This window comes from Lentibacillus sp. JNUCC-1 (genome assembly GCF_009741735.1).
In the GTDB taxonomy this organism is placed as follows: domain Bacteria; phylum Bacillota; class Bacilli; order Bacillales; family Amphibacillaceae; genus Lentibacillus_B.
Genome location: NZ_WHOH01000001.1, coordinates 1,354,225 through 1,374,682, shown reverse-complemented (window position 1 = coordinate 1,374,682; position 20,458 = coordinate 1,354,225). Strand labels below are relative to the sequence as shown.

At 45.9% G+C, this 20,458-nt stretch carries 14 protein-coding genes, 2 pseudogenes and 1 riboswitch; of the genes and pseudogenes, 11 read left to right on the top strand and 5 right to left on the bottom strand.

Annotated elements, in window-relative coordinates:
• The first annotated feature begins 14 nt into the window (after window positions 1–14).
• The 7 genes and pseudogenes from pdhA (at window position 15) to JNUCC1_RS06130 (ending at window position 7,750) form a co-directional block, all read left to right on the top strand.
• Window positions 15–1,073: pseudogene (pdhA, locus tag JNUCC1_RS06160) on the top strand (pyruvate dehydrogenase (acetyl-transferring) E1 component subunit alpha).
• Window positions 1,074–2,084, top strand: a complete 1,011-nt coding sequence (locus tag JNUCC1_RS06155) for an alpha-ketoacid dehydrogenase subunit beta (protein WP_156644584.1) — start codon at window positions 1,074–1,076, stop codon at window positions 2,082–2,084.
• Window positions 2,085–2,096: 12 nt separating this feature from the next.
• Entirely contained in the window at window positions 2,097–3,338 is a 1,242-nt protein-coding gene (locus JNUCC1_RS06150; protein WP_197431644.1) for a dihydrolipoamide acetyltransferase family protein, read from the top strand.
• A complete protein-coding gene (locus JNUCC1_RS06145) occupies window positions 3,339–4,784 on the top strand; it encodes a dihydrolipoyl dehydrogenase family protein (RefSeq protein ID WP_156644583.1) in 1,446 nt (481 codons plus the stop codon).
• 96 nt (window positions 4,785–4,880) lie between these two features.
• The gene (locus JNUCC1_RS06140) at window positions 4,881–5,876 is read left to right on the top strand and encodes an ABC transporter substrate-binding protein (protein ID WP_156644582.1); all 996 of its coding nucleotides are present in this window, start codon (window positions 4,881–4,883) and stop codon (window positions 5,874–5,876) included.
• Between the two features lie 91 nt (window positions 5,877–5,967).
• The gene (locus JNUCC1_RS06135) at window positions 5,968–6,954 is read left to right on the top strand and encodes an ABC transporter permease (protein ID WP_156644581.1); all 987 of its coding nucleotides are present in this window, start codon (window positions 5,968–5,970) and stop codon (window positions 6,952–6,954) included.
• A gap of 1 nt (window position 6,955) precedes the next feature.
• The gene (locus JNUCC1_RS06130) at window positions 6,956–7,750 is read left to right on the top strand and encodes an ABC transporter ATP-binding protein (protein ID WP_156644580.1); all 795 of its coding nucleotides are present in this window, start codon (window positions 6,956–6,958) and stop codon (window positions 7,748–7,750) included.
• Between the two features lie 20 nt (window positions 7,751–7,770).
• On the opposite strand, the gene JNUCC1_RS06125 is transcribed toward JNUCC1_RS06130, so the two are convergent.
• The 5 genes from JNUCC1_RS06125 to JNUCC1_RS06110 form a co-directional block, all read right to left on the bottom strand.
• Window positions 7,771–8,499, bottom strand: a complete 729-nt coding sequence (locus JNUCC1_RS06125) for an SIR2 family NAD-dependent protein deacylase (protein ID WP_156644579.1) — start codon at window positions 8,497–8,499, stop codon at window positions 7,771–7,773.
• A gap of 633 nt (window positions 8,500–9,132) precedes the next feature.
• A complete protein-coding gene (locus tag JNUCC1_RS18600) occupies window positions 9,133–9,531 on the bottom strand; it encodes a hypothetical protein (RefSeq protein ID WP_231784072.1) in 399 nt (132 codons plus the stop codon).
• Between the two features lie 38 nt (window positions 9,532–9,569).
• On the bottom strand, window positions 9,570–10,880 hold the full coding sequence (locus JNUCC1_RS06120; RefSeq protein ID WP_231747009.1) for a sulfate adenylyltransferase: 1,311 nt from the start codon (window positions 10,878–10,880) through the stop codon (window positions 9,570–9,572).
• Window positions 10,881–11,094: 214 nt separating this feature from the next.
• Entirely contained in the window at window positions 11,095–12,480 is a 1,386-nt protein-coding gene (gene gdhA, locus JNUCC1_RS06115) for an NADP-specific glutamate dehydrogenase (RefSeq protein ID WP_331713631.1), read from the bottom strand.
• A 374-nt stretch (window positions 12,481–12,854) separates the two neighbouring features.
• Window positions 12,855–14,294 (bottom strand): DDE-type integrase/transposase/recombinase, encoded by a 1,440-nt coding sequence (locus JNUCC1_RS06110; protein ID WP_156644577.1) that lies wholly within the window; start codon window positions 14,292–14,294, stop codon window positions 12,855–12,857.
• Window positions 14,295–14,467: 173 nt separating this feature from the next.
• On the opposite strand from JNUCC1_RS06110, the gene JNUCC1_RS06105 reads away from it, so the two are divergent.
• The 4 genes and pseudogenes from JNUCC1_RS06105 (at window position 14,468) to JNUCC1_RS06090 (ending at window position 20,142) form a co-directional block, all read left to right on the top strand.
• A complete protein-coding gene (locus tag JNUCC1_RS06105; protein WP_156644576.1) occupies window positions 14,468–15,373 on the top strand; it encodes a LysR family transcriptional regulator in 906 nt (301 codons plus the stop codon).
• Between the two features lie 184 nt (window positions 15,374–15,557).
• Window positions 15,558–15,736: riboswitch (cobalamin riboswitch) on the top strand.
• Window positions 15,737–16,434: 698 nt separating this feature from the next.
• Window positions 16,435–18,656 (top strand): annotated as a pseudogene (locus tag JNUCC1_RS06100) (ribonucleoside-diphosphate reductase subunit alpha).
• A gap of 27 nt (window positions 18,657–18,683) precedes the next feature.
• Window positions 18,684–19,118, top strand: coding sequence for a flavodoxin (locus JNUCC1_RS06095; RefSeq protein WP_156644575.1), 435 nt, complete (start codon window positions 18,684–18,686; stop codon window positions 19,116–19,118).
• A complete protein-coding gene (locus JNUCC1_RS06090; protein ID WP_156644574.1) occupies window positions 19,099–20,142 on the top strand; it encodes a ribonucleotide-diphosphate reductase subunit beta in 1,044 nt (347 codons plus the stop codon). Before JNUCC1_RS06095 ends, JNUCC1_RS06090 begins: the two co-directional genes overlap by 20 nt.
• The last annotated feature ends 316 nt before the right edge of the window (window positions 20,143–20,458 follow it).

Sequence of the window (20,458 nt, the reverse complement as noted above, 5' to 3'; positions counted from 1 at the left end):
AGGGAGAGGGGCCAGTGAAGAATGAATTTCCAATATCGAAGATCATAAATGATGATGGGACATTGCTCGATGAATCTTATGAGACCTTGATCGACGTTGATTTGGCATATCGTTTATATGATCATATGTACCGAATCCGCACCTTCGACCGTAAAGCGATCAGTCTGCAGCGGCAGGGTCGGATTGGTACATATCCGCCATTTGAAGGGCAGGAAGCTGCACAGGTTGGGAGCGCACTTGCACTTGGTGAAGATGATTGGGTGTTTCCGACCTATCGCGATCACGGTGCAACCTTAACGTTTGGAGCGGATATGACCCGGATGTTTTTATATTGGAATGGTCGGGTGGAGGGATGTGTACCGCCGGAGGGCAAACGTATTTTCCCAGCGGCTGTCCCAATTGCTACGCAAATCCCCCATGCTGTGGGAGCTGCCTAGGCAGAAAAAATGAAAGGAACGGACAATGTGGCCATAGCTTACTTCGGCGATGGTGCGACCTCGGAAGGCGATTTTCATGAAGGGCTCAATTTTGCTGGTGTCTTCCAAACGCCAGTCGTCTTGTTCAACCAAAACAACGGGTACGCCATTTCTGTGCCTTTTGAAAAACAGACCAACAGTAAGACAATTGCCCAAAAGGCGATCGCATATGACATTCCAAGTGTGCGGATCGATGGCAACGATTGTTTTGCCGTTTATTTTGCCACAAAACAGGCTGTGGAAACTGCCCGAAAAGGTGAGGGGCCCACTTTGATTGAAGCCGTCACATGGCGAACAGGCGCCCATACAACAGCGGATGACCCAACAAAGTACCGGCCAGATCATCTCGGGGCCGACAAGATCGATCCTCTCGACAGACTGGAACGCTTTATGAAGAAACACGACTACTGGGATGCGGAAAAAATAGCCGATATGGAAGAGCAGCGGGAGACGGAAGTTGAACAGGCTGTGAAAGAGATGGAAAGTTATACAGAAGCCAATGTTGCTGATATGTTTGACCATGTTTTTAACGCAGTGCCCTCACATCTTGCTCAGCAGAAGTCTGCTTATATGGAAGATTTAAAGGAGGAATCCTAAATGGTTCACACGCAAACTCAAACGGCGCCGGCCACTCGCCAAATGACGATGGTTCAGGCAATTAATGACGCTCTGAAAAGCAAACTTGATCAAGATGAAGCAGTGATCCTTTTAGGAGAAGACATTGGCAAAAATGGGGGTGTTTTTCGGGCGACTGAAGGGTTGTATGATGCTTATGGGTCGACGCGTGTAGTGGATACACCACTTTCGGAATCAGGGATTGTCGGAACTTCTGTTGGCCTTGCTGTCAATGGATTTAAACCTGTCGTTGAGATGCAGTTTATGGGCTTTATTTACCCGGCCTATGACCAGATCATGACCCATGTTTCCCGGATGCGGATGAAATCGATGGGACGGTTTACTGTGCCTATGGTAATCAGAGCGCCATATGGTGCAGGCATCAGAGCACCTGAAGTGCATTCTGACAGTGCAGAAGCGCTGTTCACCCATATGCCCGGCATAAAAGTGGTGTGCCCAGCGACGCCCCACCAAGCGAAAGGGCTTCTTATGGCTGCGATTGATGATCCGGATCCGGTCTTGTTCATGGAGCCGATGCGCAGCTACCGCTCAGAGCGAGAAGCCGTGCCGACAACACCTTATACATGCGAGATTGGCAAAGGGCGGCAGGTGGCAGAAGGGGATGATATTTCCCTGATTGCCTGGGGAGCCATGGTCCCAGTTGCAAAACAAGCGGCAGACGCAGCCGCGGAAAAGGGTATCAGTTGTGATGTGATCGATGTTCAAACGCTTTATCCGCTTGACCGTGATCTGATCCGTGACTCCGTACAGAAAACGGGTCGCGCTGTGATCGTGCACGAAGCTCAAGGAACAGGCGGACTGGGCAATGACATCCTATCTATTATTAATGACGAAGCATTTCTTTATTTGCGGGCACCTGTTCAACGGGTCACTGGTTTTGACGTGCCGGTGCCGTTTTTTGCGCTGGAAGAACATTACTTGCCGAATGTGCCTCGTGTTTTGAAACAGATTGAACAGACTGTTAACTTTTAGGAGGTGACAACAATGCTGGAAGTAAAGCTGCACGACATCGGGGAAGGTATGACAGAAGGAGAAATTGTTCACTATCTCGTGAAAAAGGGTGACATGGTTAAGGCGGATCAGCCTCTTGTGGAGGTGCAAACAGATAAGATGGTCGCCGAACTCCCTTCGCCTGCAGAAGGTATCGTGACGGATATTGTCGTCACACCGGGTGAAACCGTTAAAGTAGGCACAACTCTGATGTACATTGACAGTGCCGGTGATGCCGCTGTTAAACCCTCACAAATGGAAAAAGAACCGCAAATAGACCATAAGCCCATGCGTCAAACACCTCAGCCAACACAAGCCGGCCGTGTATTTAAGCGCGTGCTCGCCACGCCTCATACAAGACGCATTGCCAGGGAGCGGGGCATTGATATCGAACAGGTTCCCTCGTCTGACGCTTCCGGGCGGGTGAGTGAAGCAGATGTAATCGCCTATGCGTCGGGGGAACAGGCGTCTCAGACACATAAAACTGAAACAGCAGTAACGGTGGAGACGCTTCGTGCACCAGAAACGCCAGAGATTGAGAAAAAGCAAGAGACGATACCTTTTCGGGGCATGCGCAGGCAAATCGCCCGTAACATGACAAAATCGCTTTATACGATTCCCCATGTGACACACTTTGACGACATTGACATGACCAGGCTGTCAGATCTGCGTACGAGCCTTAAGACAGATGGGATCCACATTTCTGTTCCGGCTTTTCTAGCTAAAGCGCTGGTGTATGCTTTGAAAGAATTCCCGATCTTCAATGCTGAACTTGACGAGAAAAATGAACAAATTGTTTTGTATCACCACTATAATATCGGTGTTGCGACTGATACTGAGCATGGCCTTGTTGTACCGGTCGTAAAAGATGCCCACCTCAAATCCTTAACACAACTCCACGCAGAAATCAGGCGTCTTACCGATCAAGCCACAACCAATCAACTTTCCCGGGAAGATATGCAGGACAGCACTTTTACCATGAGTAATGTCGGTCCTCTCGGCAGCACTGGTGCAACACCAATCATCAACTATCCGGAAACCGCCCTGATTGCCTTTCATAAAACAAAGAAAACCCCTGTCGTTGACGAGAATGATGAAATTGTTATCCGCCAGATCATGACGTTATCCCTATCATTTGATCACCGTGTGGCGGACGGGGCGACAGCTGTACGTTTCACCAATTACTTCGCCACCCTCCTGGAAAATCCGTATAAATTGATGCTGGAGATGATATAAATGGTCGTTGGAGAATTAAGCGAGACACGTGATCTTATCATTATTGGCGGCGGTCCGGGTGGCTATAACGCAGCGATCAGAGCCGCCCAGCTCGGTATGACAGTGACGCTGATTGAAGCCGAGGAGCTTGGTGGTGCTTGCCTGAATAGAGGGTGTATCCCTTCAAAAATATGGACCCATGCTGCTTCCGTGCATGCTCAGATTCAGAAGGCAGGCATTCTCGGACTTGATGTGGAAACCTCTGCGGTTAATCCTAAGAAATTGCTCAAACGCAAGGATGCTGTCATCAAGCAATTGAAGCAAGGCATAGAAACACTGCTTAACAGGAATCAGATTGAAGTGATTCAAGGAAAGGCTATTTTCACAGGTGTGAATAAGGTTGGCGTCGAGCATGGACACCAATACCAAACATATACATTTAACAAGGCGATTATTGCAACAGGAAGCACCCGGCGATTGCCCGCAGGTATCACACCGAATATACCCCGCGTTTTACTTGCGGATGATCTGTATCGTTTGGATGAATTGCCTGAACATCTCGTCGTTTATGGAGATGACTACCTGGCCCTTGAAATGGCATCCGCTTATGCTGCTTATGGCTCGAGAGTGACATTGCTGCTGGGAAACAAGGGCGAGCTCCTTTTTGACGAATCGCTTCACAGGGAACTGACCCGTCAATTTAAAAAACAAAAAATTAAAATGCATAAACAGGCAATGATCACTGAGGTAGCAGAACATGATCAGGGTCTGAACATTACCTGGAATCAAGCGAATGAGAGGGAACAGGTAATTGAAGCCACTCACCTTTTTGTAAGCGGAGAGGTGTGTCCGAATACGTCTGAACTTGGTTTGGAAAGAATTGGCGTAGAATTGACGCAAGAAGGCTTTGTTAAAGTGAATCCAATGCAGCAAACATCGATGGACGCAATTTATGCTATTGGAGATATTACTGAAGGGCCGCCACTTGCAGTAAAGGCCATCAAAGAAGGGAAATCAGCAGCTGAAGCCGCGGCAGGAGGACATCCAGACGTCAATTTAACTTTTGTTCCTACCATCGCCCGAACCATTCCGTCTGTCGTCTCAGTCGGAACGTCCGAACGAGAAGCCATTGCACAACACTTGGAGGTCCGAACAGGTCGGTTCAATCTCAGCGGGAATGGCTACAGTGTTCTAACAGACAAATCTGATGGCTTTATTAAGATCATTACCGATTCACAATCCGGGATCATTCTCGGGGTCCACATGATCGGGGACGGAGCTGCGGAACTATCTGCTGTATTCGTACAACTGCTTGAAATGGCAGCTAAAGAAGAGGATATGATCTATCCGATGATGATTCATCCAGGCGTCGGCGAAAGTTTGCAAGAAGCAGCTGAGGATCTGATAGGCCATGCCATTCACAACATGCCTGCACTGCGTATGGAAGTGTCAAGTAGACAAGATTAATAAGTGTTTTTATACTGAAAGTTTCTAAAACACCTTGACTAAACATATATGTGTGATATACTCTTTAAAATTTTATAAAAAAGTGGGGGATGGGCAATGAAAAAATGGTTGGTGACGGGAATGGCAATTTTAGCGTTGTTGGTAACAGCTGCATGTGGGTCTGATGCTTCTACTGATGGGTCTTCAAATGATTCTTACACGGTTGGTGCCACACAGATCTTGGAACATCCGTCTTTGGATGCGGCGTATGATGGTTTCAAGGCAGCGCTTGAAGATGCTGAACTTAATGTGGAATACGATTACCAGAGTGCCCAGAATGATCAAAACAACGTCGCTACGATCAGTTCAAATTTTGTCAATGATGGCGTTGATTTGATTTTTGCCAATTCAACTCCGAGTGCGCTTGGTGCGCTGTCGGCAACTGCAAAAGCAGGCGGGGATATCCCAATCATTTTCACATCGGTAACAGATGCGGTTGAAAGTGATCTCGTCACGGCTATGGATGAGCCAGGTGAGAACATTACGGGTGTCGTTGACCAGCATCCGGAAGCGATCCAGAAAACAGTTGGTTTTATCGATCAATATTTTTCAGGTGCCAAAGTCGGTTTAGTGTATAACGCTGGCGAGCAAAATTCCGTGTCTCAGATTAACGCAATCAAAGAAGCAGCCGATGGCAACTCCCTCAGCTTTGAAGAGCGAACAGTAGGCAACTCAAGTGAAGTGCAGCAAGCTGCCACATCTCTTGCGGGTGAGGTTGATGTGTTTTACATTATTACCGACAATACGGTTGTGTCAGCTCTGGACAGTGTAGTTGGTGTGGCCAATGAGCAAAAGATACCGCTGATTGTGGCTGAGCCGGATTCACTCGCCAAGGGTGGCTTTGCAACGTTTGGAATTGATTACTATACAATTGGTTACCGCTCAGGTGAAATGGCGGCAGAGATCTTAAAAGGCGATAAAACGACAAAAGACATTCCTGTGGAGTATCCATCCGGAATGGAGTTGTTCATTAATAAAGAAGCGGCAGAAGCCCAGGGTATCGAGTGGAACGATGACTGGGATGACGCAGAAATGGTGGAAACCGAAGAATAAAAGGTAGCCAGAAGTGAGGAAGGCGGGAAAGAAGCCCTTTTTCCCTTCAACCAAATGTATTGCCATTTCATAGCCAATCGGGGGGGACACGATGCTCTTATCATTATTTAATGCAATCGAACTGGGAATCATCTATGCGATCATGGCACTTGGGGTATATTTATCCTTCCGTGTTCTTGATTTTCCGGATCTAACAGTAGATGGGAGCTTTGTAACCGGTGCAGGTGTAGCCGCCATCTCAGTCATGGCCGGAGTTTCGCCAATCCTGGCAAGCATATTCGCAGCATTTGCTGGATTTCTAGCCGGTTGTTTGACAGGTATTTTGCACACCAAGGGCCGGATCAATGCACTGCTGTCCGGGATCCTTATGATGATCGCCCTGTATTCGATCAACTTACGTATCATGGGAAAACCGACATTATCACTCTTAAATGAATCCACGATTTTTAAACAATTGCGGTCTGTATGGGAAAAGACTGGAATCGATAATGTCTTATACAGCTTTTTGACAACCATTGGCGTTGATCGCTTGCCGTCCACTTGGGGCATTATTTGTGTCATGATGGTTGTAACACTGGGTATTAAGCTGCTGACAGACTATTACCTGAAAACCGAAGTGGGGCTGGCGCTTAGGGCAACAGGAGATAACCAAAAGATGATCCGCAGTCTCTCTGCCAATACGGATCGTCTGATTATCGCAGGAATTGGAGTGTCCAACGCCCTCGTTGCTTTGTCAGGCGGACTGATTGCCCAGCATGGTGATTTTGCCGACGTGAATATGGGGATTGGCATGATCATTATTGGGTTGGCGTCGGTTATTATCGGGGAGGCGCTGTTTGGCATTAAGACGATAGCTCGGGCGACATTAGCCGTTGTCGGCGGGGCAATTATTTACCGGATCGTTGTCACATTTGCTCTGCGTGTAGATTTCCTAGACACAGGGGACATGAAACTCATCACGGCTATTCTGGTCATTGCTGCACTTGTTACACCAAAGATCATGAAAGCAAGACAAGAGAAAAAGCGCCGTTTGCAAAAACGTGCAGAACTCGAAGCCATTAAAACGGAGGGAGCTTGACATGCTGAAACTGGAAAACATCTCAATGACCTTCAACGAATCCACTCCTGACGAAAAGAAAGCATTGAATGATGTAAGTCTTGAGTTGAACAAAGGTGACTTCGTTACAGTAATCGGCAGTAATGGTGCTGGGAAGTCGACTTTAATGAACGTCATCTCAGGGACTCTGATTCCGGATGTAGGGGACGTGGTCGTTGATGGAAAACATGTAGCGCACTTACCTGAATACAAGCGGTCACGCCTCATTGGCCGGGTATTTCAGGACCCAATGGCAGGCACTGCTCCGTCCATGACAATAGAAGAGAACCTGGCCATGGCTTATGCCCGCAATAAAAAACGCCGGTTTAAACTTGGCGTTACAAAAAAGCGTAAAGATATGTTTCGTGAATACCTCGAATCTATTAATCTCGGCCTTGAAGACAGGCTAAATGCTAAAGTTGGTCTGCTGTCAGGTGGTGAGCGCCAGGCCTTGTCCTTGTTAATGGTGACGTTCACCGAGCCCAACATTCTTCTGCTTGACGAACATACAGCAGCCCTTGATCCATCCAGGGCTGAACTGATCACGAATTTGACTGAAGAGGTCGTGGGAAAATTTGGCCTGACGACTCTGATGGTCACCCACAATATGCAACAGGCGCTTGACCTCGGCAACCGTCTGATCATGATGGACAAGGGGAAGATTATATTCGAAGTGGAAGGCGCAGAGAAACAAGCATTGACGATAGAAGCCCTTCTGCATAAAATTAAGGAAAAACAAGGTGCGGCGTTCGGCAACGATCGCGCTGTGCTTGGGTAAGTGAACTATTTTTGTGCGCCCTATTTGCTATTTTCCAGTAATGCATCAATTTCGTTCAGCACGTGTTTAATGTTTTGACCATGGATACATCTGTCTGCCATATAATCCATGACAGTCGGTTCGCGATTGATAATCACAAGCTTTGCACCATTTTGTTTCGCCACGGCCGGGAACATGTTGGCCGGCGTGACGCTTAATGATGAGCCGAGAACAATGAACAAATCCGCTTTCATCGTAAGCTGTTCAGCCGCGGAAAAAGTTGTTTGCGGCAGTGTTTCACCGAATAACACAATGCCGGGTCGGATGGTCCCCCCGCATGTACAGGTAACATGACCATCAAGATAGGCATCACGCTCATATGTTTTGCCACATTCATGACAGTGGAACCTGCGAAAAGTGCCGTGCAGTTCATGCACTGTTTCATTGCCGGCATCCGTATGAAATCCATCCACGTTTTGTGTGATAATCCCGTCAATCAGCCCTTGCCGCTCCCACTTTGCCAAGGTATGATGACCGGCATGGGGCGTATACTTGTTAACCTCCCTAAGACGAAATCGGTAAAAGTCGACGAACTCCTCAGTGTTATTGAGGAGCGCATCGACATTTGCCAGTTCATCGGGATTGAACTTTTCCCAAAGTCCACGATCTTTTGATCTGAAATCAGGAAGGCCGCTCTCGGTTGACATGCCCGCACCTGTGAAAATAACGGTATGCTCCGCTGCACGCAGCCACTCTGCCACCTGCTGCATAACATCACTCCCAATCCTCTATACTGCCCCTATTCTCTCACGACAGCACCAGATTGTCATTGATTCAAGTGCCGCGCCTATGCAACGCACTAGATGTATCTCCTAAACCCTCAAATCTATTAAACCATTCACCTGCCAGCCCGTAGCCTCTTGAACTATTACTTAACAGTGGACTCAAATAGCGAACTAGTGAAAGTCTGGGATGACTGCTTCTGGCAACCGCTCGGGATAACACTGCCTTTTTCGCGGGCGCTGCTGAGCGTCGGACCCACAGGAATCTCCGTATTTACCTCGAGCTTGAAGAGGGGTTCCCTCAGCGCAAATCACGGTGCTCATTTAAACGAAAATGCACATTCGATCCCGGATATGCACAATCAAACGCTTATATGCACATTCATCCCTTGATATGCACATTCAAGCGCTTATATGCACATTCGATCCTGAATATGCACCTTCAAGCGTTTATATGCACATTCGATCCTGGATATGCACCTTCAAGCGCTTATATGCACATTCGATTCCGGATATGCACCTTCAAACGCTTATATACACATTCATTCCCAGATATGCACATTCAAACGAATACGAAAATCAGCCCCTATGAACAGTCGTCGACTAGACCACTAATGGTTTTTACTTTTTCTCTCCAGCTACGGTTTTGTCTTTGGTTTCTGTTTCTTCAGGGTCATCCCCGCTTCGGTAGCGGCGGTATGGCATTGGGTTCCATGTGCGGTAGGCAACATCTTCTGCTCTGATAGCGGGTGGAATATCGGCAAGTATCTTCTGGGCGACATCCCGTTCTTTTTCAGCTTCGGCTTTGTCCTGATACATATATTCATCAGAAGCCGAGGCTGGTGCTTGCTGAACCTTTTCCTCAAGATCACTAATCACCATTTCCTGCTGGTGCTGCATAGCAGCGCGAGCGTCAGCAACCCACTCCGGTTGCAGGTTACGATTCGTATCACCCGCATAGGTATACGCATCATACACCTCTTTATAAATACGATCGGCATTTGAGCGTGCATCGAGCACGGCTGACTCCAGATCGCGATTTGTCAGTTCTTCTATCGTCAGTTGCTTCTGGCGTGTGCTTCCCCTAATCCAGTCTTATCCAGATAATACGGGAAAATGCTTTTGATCGTTTTTCCAGCTGGGGTAATGGACTGATTGTTGTCGTCGAGTCCCTTTGGCTGCACACCTTGAATGGCTATCCGTGCAGACTCTGGTCGTACGATTTCCTTCGGTGGCAAGACGCCATGACGCAATAGCTCCCTTATGCCTGTCCCGGAAATGTTAATGCGAAAACGTTCGTCATGTGGACACGTTTGCTGGGTGGCGGGATTATCACATCTGGTGCAATAAAATACTTCAAAATAAAGTCTGACATCAATTCCCAATTCTTCAGGCGGGAAGTCTTTGAAAATTGTGTGGCTGGCATACTTGTCATAATAATCCCCAATTCCTGCATGATCACGCCCAATCAAGGCATGGGTACAGCCGTAGTTTTTCATGATCAGTGCATGAAGGATGGTCTCCCGCGGCCCGGCGAAAATGTATGTGACCCTAAGCGGGGACAAAACAGGACGTCCTTTTGGATAATAGGTATCCATGACGCTTTGATATGACAACATGCGAAACTCATGTCGTGTATACTCCCGTTTGGCCATTTCCACAAGGGGCTGTATTAACAGACCGTCAACTTCTTCCAGGATATTTTTATGAATGTACTCATGGCCGCGGTGCAGCGGATTGGCTCCGGTGATGAAGCCGGCAACTGAGCGGAACTTGCGCTCTTCATAAAAGCGATGCCACATGTCTTTTGGCTCTGTGCGCAGTTTTTCAAACGGACCCCAATCGGCGCGCTGGAGCAATTTAATAGGGCCGCCTAACGATACATCTCCCATACGCCGGTAAATGGCGTCAACGCCAGGATGATTACGGTCGGTTGTGCCGAAGACGTGGTGCGCCCGCTTTTCTTTGTCATAGTTAAAAATATCCGTTACATCTAGAATGGCAACCGGTTCCTTTTGATCGTTGACCAGCGCAACCTCATCCCCAATGGAGAGGGAAGATACAACCTGATCATTTAGCTCGCCAATCGGTGCAAAACTGAGTGGTACTGGCCAGACGACGCCGTTTTCCAGGCGGCCATGCTCGAGGACAGAATCATAATCCGCTTTGTTCATAAACCCTTCATTTGGAGAAAGCACCCCCGTTGCAATCATCTCAATGGTAATGACCGCTTCAAGGTCTACCATGATAGAGGGCATTTCTCTCGCTCGCTTCATGGCTTCCGTTCGTCGCTCTCCTGTCAACACGCGATCGACAAGTTTTCCCCCGTGCGGCTGTTGTGGGTAGTTGTCAAAAACAAGTTCCTCCATAAGATCAATTCCTCCCAGTGGTTTTGTATCTCATCAAAGATGTTTATGACGTCAATACTTCATTTATTCATGTTGACAACGATTACAAAACATAATTTTAAATTAAATTTTGAATATTATTATATGATTGTTTAATTCTAAAGTCAATACGATACATAACAATACCCCCGCCTTAATCAGACGAGGGGAATTAATTAGCTCATTCACAAATGGGTTAAATGACACCTTGCTCAATCATTGCGTCCGCCACTTTAACGAATCCGGCGATATTAGCTCCTACCACGAAGTTACCGGGCGCATTGTAGGTTTTGGCAGCCTCGGAACAATTGTTGTAGATATCTCCCATGATGTCTTTTAACTTTTTGTCAACTTCCTCAAAAGTCCAGGCGATGCCCGATATGTTTTGCGTCATTTCCAGAGTTGACACAGCTACACCGCCCGCATTCACTGCCTTGGCAGGAGCATAGAGAATATCGCTTTCAACAAAAAGTCTGACCGCCTCTGTCATGGACGGCATGTTCGCGCCTTCTGCCACAACTTGGACGCCGTTGTTAATAAGTGTTTGAGCCGCTGTTCCGTCTATTTCATTTTGGGTGGCACATGGCAGGGCGATATCACACGGAATTGCCCAAATGCCAGATGGCTCATTTGAAAAAATAGCATCTGGATGGTAGTCCAGATAGTCATGGATTCTTCGGTTGTCTTGTTCTTTAAGTTGTTTCACGGTCTCAAGATTAATGCCGTTTTTATCATGAATAAAGCCATCTGAGTCACTGCAGGCTAAAACGGTTGCACCAAGTTCGATCGCTTTTTCCATGGCATAAATCGAGACATTGCCTGATCCGGATACGATGATACGCTGTCCTTTTAAATTAAGTCCTTTTGCCTTCATCATATTTTCCACAAAGTAAATCGCACCATAGCCAGTTGCTTCTTTACGTCCCAGACTGCCGCCAAAGTTGAGTCCTTTCCCTGTAATGGCGCCTGCTTCAAAGCGGCCGCGCTGTTTTTTATATTGACCGAACAAATATCCAAGTTCTCTGGAGCCAACACCGATATCTCCAGCAGGTACGTCGACATCGGGGCCGATATGGCGGGTTAATTCAGACATAAAACTCTGACAAAATCGCATGATCTCCCCATCTGATTTCCCTTTCGGATCAAAGTCAGCACCACCTTTTCCGCCACCAATTGGCTGTCCTGTCAGTGCGTTCTTAAAAATTTGCTGGAAACCAAGAAATTTAACAACGCTAATATTTACGCTGGGATGAAAACGCAACCCCCCCTTATAAGGTCCGATTGCGCTGTTGAATTGCACACGGAAGCCACGGTTGACTTGCACCACGCCGTGATCATCTACCCAAGGAACGCGAAAGGTGATGGTGCGCTCTGGTTCGGTCAGGCGATCGAGGATATGGTTCTCTACATATGTGGGATTTTTCACAAGTGCGGGTTTAATTGATTTGAAAATGACCTCAACTGCTTGATGGAATTCAGTTTCGTGAGGATCGCGCCATTTGATTTGTTCAAAAACACGATCGATATAGTCTTGGACCTGATCTTCCCATTTGGTTTCATCTTTTATTAATGTTTTATGCACCTTACTCACTCCTTCCATTTCATTGTGCGGTATTTTAACACTGTTCTTTCATTTTACATGGCTTTTTCAATCGAAACAATATAAAATATAGATATAATCAATGCTGTTATGAGATCGATTTGAGGTAGTGTAAAAAGTTCTATGAAAACAACTGAAAAATAAAAAAGTCAGATGTTTGAAATGGTGATAAGCTACCGCCATCGCTCTTGACAAACACGCCAATGGTTTATATATGAGTTGTCAAGGGCGAAGGGAACAAAAGAAGGCACGATTAATAAGCCCTTGACTTTTGCCATTTTAAACCATTGTCCAGTTCGGTTTGTCAAGAGTTCGCTACGCCGATGGCTAATTCGTCGGGCTCAGCTAAACAAAAGCTAGGCTGACAGCTCGTCCACCAAGAAGTCCTGAGCTATTGAGATTAACTTGGTCCATCTTTCCGGCATATTCGGCATTTTTTCGAGTTCTGGAATGATTACAGGTGATTTGTATTCCAGCGACGCATGTGGCCTTAAGAAGTTAAAATATGCTACAAACAGCGTCACAAATGAGACAGAACCTTCTTGGGAACCAAAACCGGTTGTCGCTCTGTAGTTCCCCTTAAAGGTGCGATTCAGCCGTTCAATAATTTGTTTTAGTGGACGATATTCGGTTGAAACAGGATCATCGTTCGTTAGCCCAATCACCTTATGAATATCAAAGTGAATGCCATATTGCGCAAAGTAATGTTGAGCCAGGATGTAAATCGGATTACCGTCTACGACAAACATCAGGTCCTCCGGAATCGTCTTAAACTTTTGTAAGACCTGATCCAGCGCTTTAATTGCGGAGAGTGTATCTCGATTGGGCGAGACAGGATAAGACAAAATTATTTTTTTGACTGCATCAAAGAAAAAGAAGAGATAATGCCAACGCCCTTTGACACGAATATAGGTCTCATCCCCACAAAAGCTATTGGATAACTCATAAGGATAATTGTCAATAAAAGGCTTGGCGATTAAAGCAACGCTATTATCGTAATTCAGAATCGTTTGATGTGAGATTTTAATACCATGTACGTCGTACATCAATGCAGCTGTCTTGCGCGCGGAGAGGCCATAGTTCACGTGATACGTTAATATAAGTCCTAGCGTATGTGGTGACACATAGATTCGCGAAAGATCTACTTTCGGTTTAACAGGCGAGCCCTTGGATAAAGGCTTAAAATCAAAGGTAAACTCACGAAAGATATACCTAACTTTAAATGCTTGTGGATCCTGTTTAAATCGCTTCTTTTCATCTGCAGTCATCTGATTTAGTTTCTGTTGATAAAACGAACAGTTATTGTTCTTACACTTGAAAACGTAGAAATCCTTGCGCTCCTTTATTTTTTCAAGGGTCTTTAGACAATGCGGACACTTGATGATTGCTTGCTTCAGGTAGCGATTTTGCTTACTAAACAGACACGCACACACTTTACATTGATATTGACCTTTACCGCCATTGTTAGCGTACAGATAGGCCGCAGGCGCGGAACACTTAGGGCACGTCATTGTCGCCGGTACTTCAACCACACTGTTTTTGTGACGTTTGACTGGTTTTAATTCTTTGCCATGCGAAGCTTGGTAATCATTAAGTAACTCTTTATAATCGAGTTTTTCTGGGACTTCAATGACGGGCATTTCATCAACTTCCATTTTTCGATAAGGTTTATTAACTGGCTCATCGTATAATGCCCTGGCGACTGATTTACCAAGAATGATGCCAAGAAGGCCATAAATAATTTTCTCTTGAAACTTGATATAAGTAAGTAAATAAGTTATAAATTGAGGTAACAACTTGTCACTTCCTTTCCAAATAGGTATTTTTGGGCGTGTGGTTACCTCAATAAATACCCTATTTTGGAGGGGGTGGCAAGTTTTTTTGTATAAAAAGGCTTTATATCAACGAAAACGTAAGTTTTAGCTATAGAACTTTTGACAATACTCGATTTGAAAGAAGGAGGGTGAATATGGAAATCAGGCAAATCAAATATTTTATGGAGGTCGCCCGGCGTGAACATGTAACTGAGGCGGCGAACGCGCTTCATGTTGCTCAATCTGCGGTCAGTCGGCAAATTGCTAAACTAGAGGAAGAACTGGGGGTAGCTCTTTTTATTAGAGAAGGTCGTGTTGTGAGGCTGACACCGATCGGTAAGGTGTTTCTTGAACAAATGGAACGGGCGATGAATCGTTTTGATGACGCGCAACGCATTATTGAAGAATATACAGACCCTGAGCGAGGAACCATACATATTGGCTTTCCGAGCAGTGTTGCAGCATATATTCTACCAACTGCACTTTCTAGATTCCGTCGTGATTATCCGAATGTGAAATTCGAACTCAAGCAAGGGTCCTATTATGAAATCATTAATTCGGTCGTCAAAGGTGAGGTCAATATGGCTATGGTTGGGCCGGTTCCTGCAGATCATCCGAAAGTGGCAGGCACCATTTTATTTACTGAAAAAATAGCTGCGTTGGTGCCTGCTGGTCATCATCTGGCTGACAGAACAGCTGTTACATTGAACGATTTAAGGAACGATCCCTTTGTCATGTTCCCAGAAGGATATGTATTAAGAGATATGACAGAAGAGGCTTGCCGGCAAAGTGGGTTTCGCCCAAATGTTTCATTTGAAGGGAAAGACATGGATGCCATTAAAGGGCTTGTTTCGGCGGGTCTCGGTGTGTCGCTTGTCCCTGAAATTACATTAATTGACAGTTTGCCGCGGGCAACCGTCCAAGTTCCGATTAAAGAGCCGGATATGGGGCGGACAGTGGGGTTGATTGTGCCACGGGACCGAGAATTGCTCCCAACAGAAGAATTGTTTCATGGGTTTGCACAGGCTTTCTTTGATAGATTGGAAAGATTTCAGAACTAGTTACTAAAAATATTCTTAAAAAGATAGATTCGATTGCTTTGTTTTTCGCGTTATTTCGCTGTAATATTAGCTGAGTGTGAATTTCTAAATCAGAATTAGGTATTTTTCAGTGTTGCTAAGGTTTTGGTTATATGGTAGTGTGGTATACAAGATATAGATAGTTAATATCATGTTTAATACAATATATAGTGTTTTTGCGAGAGGTGACACACAACTGTTTAAAAGGGAATCCGGCCATTCCGGAGCTGTCCCCGCAACTGTGAGTGCTGACGAATGAGAGAACCACTGTATGGATGGTCATATGGGAAGGCTCAGGAAGGAAGACGCACAAGCCAGGAAACCTGCCTCTTTAAAAATGTTTCATCACTTCGGGCAGAAAGCGGATGGAACGACAGACGCCGCCGCTCGGGCGAAATCTGTCGTTTTATGCCGTCCTGCTTACCCTGGGACGGCTTTTTTAAAACTATTTTCTTAAAGGAAGTGCTTGTAGAGTCGTAATTTCTGCAAAGTGCGAACTAACTTAAGACTGCCTTATGCAGCCGCTCGGGGGAAACACTACGCTTTCCGCGGGCGCTGCTGAGCCTCCTCGCGCTACCGCGCTCCGGGGTCTCACCGAGGCTTGTCCTCCCGCTGGAGTCTCCGTGTTTCCCCCGAGCTTGGTGAGAAGTGTTCATCTTTCTTCTCGCTTTCGTGAGCAGAACGGATGAAAGTGTGAATGGGCATATATGGAAAAAACCATAATCAGAAATAAATACCCATAAGTAGGCCGAGAGTACGATTAAACAAGGAATAATACCTATTAGCATCCAGCTCAAGAAATCTTCACGTTAATACTCGATTTTTCGGGTGTATATCGGCGTTTTCAACTCATATATCGGAAAATCACATGAATCTGTCATATAAACCGTAATTTAAAACTTCCCAAGATCGAGTTGAGAAGGTTTATCAAGTTTTCTCTGGTTCGGAGTTTGTGTCAGCTACTGGTTACATATTTAATAGAAACACGAAAATATATTATACATATTGAATGAACAGGAGGCAATATTATGGGGAAAGTTGTTATGAATGATCTGGCGGGTGAGGCGCTTGAGAAGGTTGATCTTTTAACTGAGGGGCTTTCGGTTGATGGCGCAGAATATCATAAGGTGCTGTCTAAGAAGCTCTCAAACGATCAATCTGTTGAACGTGTCCGGGATATCATGGTCAAGTCAGCCCTTGAACGAATGGATGAGTCTGAACCAGATTGGACATATGTGGCTGCCCGAGCTTATTTGGACGGGTTATATCAACAAGCGTCCGAAAACCGTAACTATGAAGCAAGCAAGAAATATGGAGATTTTCAAAGGTTGGTCCAGGTTCTGACTGATGAAGGTATCTATACGCCAGCTCTTCTTGAAAAATACACTGAAGCAGACCTTAGTGCTTTTGAAGCGGCCATTGTGCCGGAGCGGGATCATTTATTCAACTATCTTGGACTCTATACACTTGCAACGCGCTATCTGGCAACTGATCACGAGAAAAATATATATGAATTGCCACAGGAACGCTGGATGATCATTGCAATGCATTTGATGCAGGATGAGCCGGCGGAAAAGCGCCAGACGCTTGCCACTGAAGCTTACTGGGCTCTGAGCAATCTGTATATGACTGTGGCGACACCGACGATGAACAATGCTGGAAAAACACACGGTCAGCTGTCAAGTTGTTTTATTGATACGGTTGATGACAGCCTGCAATCCATCTATGATTCGAACACAGACATTGCCAGACTTTCAAAAAATGGCGGTGGTATCGGTGTTTACATGGGTAAAATTCGCGGCCGCGGTAGTGCCATTAAAGGTTTTAAAGGCATGTCAAGCGGTGTTGTGCCTTGGATTAAACAGCTCAACAATACAGCGGTTAGCGTCGATCAGCTTGGAACGCGCAAAGGTGCGATCGCTGTTTACCTTGATATTTGGCACAAAGATATTGAAGCATTCCTCGATTTGAAATTGAATAATGGGGATGAACGCATGCGGGCCCATGATATTTTCACTGGGGTCACACTACCGGACTTGTTTATGGAGAAAGTTGAAGCACGTGATGATTGGCATCTATTCGACCCGCATGAAGTGCGCCAGGTGATGGGCTTTTCTCTTGAGGACTTTTATGACGAAGAAAAAGGAAGCGGTTCGTTCCGCGAGCGCTACCAGGCTTGCGTGGACAACCCGGACTTATCGCGCAGAACAGTGCCTGCTATTGAACTTATCAAACGTATTTTAAAATCACAACTCGAATCCGGTACACCGTTTATGTTTTACCGTGATGAAGTTAATCGTAAAAACAATAACCCGCATGAAGGCATGATTTACTGCTCGAATCTTTGTACAGAAATCACGCAGAACCAGTCGGCCACTCAGCTGATCGGGGAGACGACAGATGATGACGGTGTAATTGTAAAGAAATACAAATCAGGTGACTATGTCGTCTGTAATTTAAGTTCTATTAATTTAGGACGGGCAGTACCGGCAGATGTGCTTGATCGCCTGATAAAAATTCAGGTGCGGATGCTCGATAACGTAATCGACATCAATACGCTTCCGATCAGACAAGCTACAATGACGAATCATAAATATCGTGCAATCGGTTTGGGTACGTTTGGCTGGCATCATCTGCTTGCCAAGAAAATGTGGCCTGGGAATCCGAAGAAGCCGTCAACTATGCTGATGAGCTGTATGAAACCATTGCATATTTAACGATTAAAAACAGTATGGAACTGGCACGCGAAAAAGGCAATTATCCAGCATTTAAAGGCAGCCGCTGGGATGATGGATCTTACTTTGACATCAGAGGCTATGGAGATGACAAGTGGACAGCGCTCAAAGAGGATGTTCAGACAAATGGCATGCGTAATGGTTATTTGATTGCGGTCGCGCCAAACTCCAGCACATCGATGATCGCCGGTTCTACTGCAAGCATTGATCCAGTCTTCCAAGCTTTCTATTATGAAGAGAAAAAAGATTTTAAGATCCCGAATGCTGCACCTGAGCTGGATCATCGTACGTACAACATTTATCGCAGGAGCGCTTATATTGTTGATCAGCGGTGGTCGGTGAGCCAGAATGCCGCTAGACAAAAACACGTAGATCAGAGTATATCGTTTAACTTTTACGTTCCATACAACATTAAGGCGTCCGTTCTACTCGATCTGCACATGCGCTCATGGCGTGAAGGACTGAAAACCACTTATTATGTCCGTTCAACCGCCAACGATATTGAAGAATGCGAGTGGTGTGAGTCTTAAAGGCTATGAAAGAGAGGGTGAGACAGAATGAGAGCGTTAATTGCGTATTTATCATTTAGCGGCAATACAGAAGAGGTTGCCGAGCTGATTGCAAACACTGTGGAGCAGTATGGTATCAGGCCTGACATGCATGAAATCGGGCTTGATGCTCCTGTTGAGGTCAGTCGCTATGATTATATATTTCTAGGCACGTTCACATGGGATCAGGGGGCAACTCCTGATGAGTTTAAAGACTTTGTGCTCGAAGTCGGTTATAAACCGAATAATGTGGCTGTGTTTGGAACAGGTGACACTCAATTCGGAGGAGATGCCTTGTTCTGTCGGGCTGTGGACAAACTTGCTTACTTTTATAACAGTCGCTGGTCCGGGCTGAAAATCGAACAGTCGCCACGCGGCTCACAAGAAACGGATGTTAGAAAATGGACGGAAGGAGTGTTGGAAGATGCAGTCGTCTTTGCTTAGTAAGGCTAAAACACTGGAACCACGCAATCCAAATAAATCAACGGGTCTGTTCGGTGGCGAATCCAGCGGTATTTTGAATTGGAATGATATTGCTTATCCACACTGGTATAAAATGTACAAACGGCTTGTTGGTAACTACTGGCAGGCAGATGAAGTCAATATGTCGGCGGACGTGAAGCAATTTGCTACGCTGACAAAAGATGAGCAGGACGCTTATCTGAAAATCATCGGTCTTTTGTCAACGCTGGATGGCCCGCAGACCCGGACAGCACTTCTGTTGTCACTGTATGCAACAGATCCATCTGTTCAATCGATCATGGCTGTCATTGCTCAACAGGAAGCTGTGCATAATGAAAGTTATTCATATGTATTGTCATCTGTCGTATCGCTTGCAGAACAAAATGAATCATTTGAAATGGGACGTCGTGATCCTGTTCTGATCAAGCGGAACGAAGCAATTACTGAGCATTATAATTTGTTTGTGGAAGAACCGACTGTGGAAAACATCTTGAAAACCATGGTGTATACCGCTTTGCTTGAGGGCATGTTCTTCTATTCCGGTTTCGCCTTTTTCTACAATCTGGCGCGCGACAATAAGATGGTTGGCACGTCTACGATGATCAGCTATATCAATAGAGACGAGCTTGAACATGGACGTTTTATTGCAGAATTGTTCCGTGCAACTCTTGGAGAAAACCCGGAAGAAAACACAGGAGAATTGACTGATTGGGTATACGAGCGGTTCAAGCAATCGGTTGAACTGGAAATCGAATGGTCCACATATGTCCTGGCCAAAGTGGAAGGCATCGACCTTGAGGAAATGGCAGGCTATATCAAATACCGTGCAAACAAAATGCTGCGGATGATGGGACTGGAGGAAATCTACCCTGATTATGTCGACAACCCGATGAAATGGATCAAAGCCTATGTCGACAACTTTGACGGTACCAAAACCGACTTTTTCGAACAGAAATCAAGACAGTACACCAAAACAAGCGAACTCAACGGCTTCGACGACCTATAAAACAACACAAGCGCCGCTGAATCCCTGAGAGGAATCAGCCGCGCTTTTTCCAATGGTGCCTGTCACTTCCCGATATTTGTCAAATATTGTCGAAGTCCCACACTCGTTTTTTGTTATAAGAACTTAAGAAACGGTAGAGTTTGTTTTCGTGAAGGTTGTAATTATGAATTAAAGCGTAGTGTCTGTAGATTGCGAACTAACTATGACTGCCTCATGCGGCCGCTCGGGGGAAACACTACGCTTTCCGCGGGCGCTGCTGAGCCTCGGGCCCACAGGATGTGGGTCATGAAGGCGTTGCGACAGGACGTCGCGAACT